This is a genomic window from Novosphingobium sp. UBA1939, assembly GCF_002336885.1.
Lineage (GTDB): Bacteria > Pseudomonadota > Alphaproteobacteria > Sphingomonadales > Sphingomonadaceae > Novosphingobium.
The window spans coordinates 33,727-36,030 of sequence record NZ_DDFB01000106.1; the positions used below are offsets into that span (position 1 = coordinate 33,727).

Here is a 2,304-nt window from a genome sequence, read left to right on the forward strand (position 1 = left end):
TACGAGAGGTACTTCGCGTCGAGATAGGCCAGCGACCAGTTGAGCGAAAGATCGCCCGTGCGCGCCGATGTATCGAGTTCGACGCCCTTGGTGCCCAGCTTGCCGACGTTGGTCAGGCGGAAGTTCTGCGTGCCGCCGATCGTCTCGATCGATTGCGCCTGCAGGTTCTTGTAGGTCGTGTCGAAGTAGGTGAGGTTCACCGTCACGTGCCGGTCGAGGAACTGCATGCGTGCGCCCACCTCGATATCGCGCGAGCGTTCGGGCAGCAGCGGGCCGGCCGCCGCACGCGCCGCGTTGAAGCCGGTGGTGAGGTCGTAGGTCTGACCCTTGTAGCCGGTGGAGTAGGTCGCAAACACCATCAGGTCGGGCGTGAATTCATAGCGCGCGCTGATCCGGTAGGTGCCAGCCGTCTTGGAGGCGCCGCCACTGAAGAACTGGCTGCCGGCTGCCGCCAGGTTGTCCTGGAAGGTGTAGGCGATCTTTTCGTTCTGCACCCGGCCGCCCGCCGTCAGCGTGGCCTTGGGCATGAATTCCCAGTCCGCCTGCACGAAGCCGGCAACCTGGCGCGACTTGGACGTGGCATACCAGTTGGCGGGCGAGAAGGCGGGGCCGCGATAAAACGGCCGCTCGAACCGCACATCGGCATAGTAGGCGCCGACCGTGTAGCGGAACGGCTTGTCGCCGGGCGAGAGCAGGCGGACTTCCTGCGTGAACAGCCGCGATTTGAACGCGCCGACCTGGATGTTGCTGCCGATGGGCAGCGTCGAGGAGGTATCGTCGTGATCGAGATAGTCGTTCAGGCGGAACTTGTCATAGGACGTGATCGAGATCAGCGTCAGGTCGCCCAGTCCGAATTCGCCGCGCAGCGAACCACCGCCGCCGTGATACTTGGTGCGGGAATCGTAGTTGTTGCTGATGTCCTGGTTTTCGGGGTTCACGTTCACGCCGGGCATCGTCACGCCCACGGTCTGGCCGGCGGTGTTGCGCAGCAGCGCGCCGGGCGCCATGCGGATGAACGGACGGCCAACGGTGGTGGTGCCGTTCACGTAGTTGCCCGAAAGCGTGATCTTGACGTCGGAGCTGGGCTCGTAACGGATCTTGCCGCGCAGATTCACCGTTTCGCGACCGTTCACGGTCTTGCCGTTGTACAGGTTGTGGACGTTGCCATCCCACTTCGAATAGCTGGCCGAGAGCACATAGCCGAGATCCTGCGCAAGCGGGCCGGAGATGCTCAGGTTGCCGCCCACTTCGGAATCGGTGGTGGCCAGGATATTGGCGCGGGCGTGGAAGGTGTCGGTCGGCTCACGCGTGATGATGTTGATCAGACCCGCCGAGGCCGACTTGCCGTAAAGCGTGCTCTGAGGCCCGCGCAGCACTTCGATGCGCTCCACGTCGGGCAGGTCGGTGAAGGCGCGGGCCTGGAAGGCCAGCGGCACTTCGTCGACCAGTACGGCCACGCTCGGCTCCACGCCGATGCCGAAGGCGAAGGTGCCGACGCCGCGCAGCGAGACGTTGGCGTTGGCGGGGTGTTCAGCCGGGCGGATCGTCAGCGAAGGCGCGATCTTGCCCAGATCCTGGAACTGCGTGACGCCGGCGGCCTTGAGCTGGGTCGGCCCGACCACCGAAACGGCGAGCGGAACGCTCTGCACGTTTTCCGCGCGCTTCTGGGCGGTGACGATAATCTCGCCGGGTGCGGCGGAATCAGCCCCGGAATCGGACTTTGCAGATGCCTGGTCCTGCGCCGCGTTCTGCGCAATGGCCGGCTGCGCCAACGCTGCCGTCGCGGCAGCCAGCGCACCGAGGCAAACGGAATTGCGGAAACAGGTCATCTCCATTCTCCCTGGAAGTAGAAGCACGGGTTCTTCGCCCGTGAAGCATCGGCCTCCTACCAAATGGCCTGACCAGATACAATACTTCCTGCGCAGAATCTGACAAATTTGGTCATTCCTCCTGATTGGAATTGGCCAATTTTGTAGGTATAATCCTGATTATAAAGGTATTTTCATGAAGCCGCTCTACGCGAAGATCATGCTGCGTGACAAGCGCGTGACGACCTCCTGCCAGGCATGGCGTCCGAAAAATCTGTTCGCCGCCGGGAATGACCGTTCACCCGCACATCAGTGCACCGCGATTCCCATAATTGGCCTGTCCAATATTCCGCAGACCAAAGTTGGGCGCTTCCGTTGAGACGCGGCGCCCGCTGAAACCGGTTACTTGCCGCGGAAAGTAGCCCAGCATTCGACTTCGGTTACCGCCCCCATGGCGAGCCCGTTCACGCCAAGCGCGCTCCGGGCCGGGAGCCGG

At 63.0% G+C, this 2,304-nt stretch carries 1 protein-coding gene and 1 pseudogene (1 of these 2 only partly in view); one reads left to right on the plus strand and one right to left on the minus strand.

The genetic code is table 11. The annotated features are described in order from the left end of the window. Positions 1-1,829 (minus strand): annotated as a pseudogene (locus B3547_RS13415) (TonB-dependent receptor) (it extends 220 nt beyond the left edge of the window). 175 nt (positions 1,830-2,004) lie between these two features. Here B3547_RS13415 and B3547_RS13420 point away from each other — a divergent pair. Beyond that, positions 2,005-2,187 carry a hypothetical protein gene (locus B3547_RS13420; RefSeq protein ID WP_292963946.1) on the plus strand — a complete coding sequence of 61 codons (183 nt, stop codon included), beginning with the start codon at positions 2,005-2,007 and terminating at the stop codon, positions 2,185-2,187. Positions 2,188-2,304 lie beyond the last annotated feature (117 nt).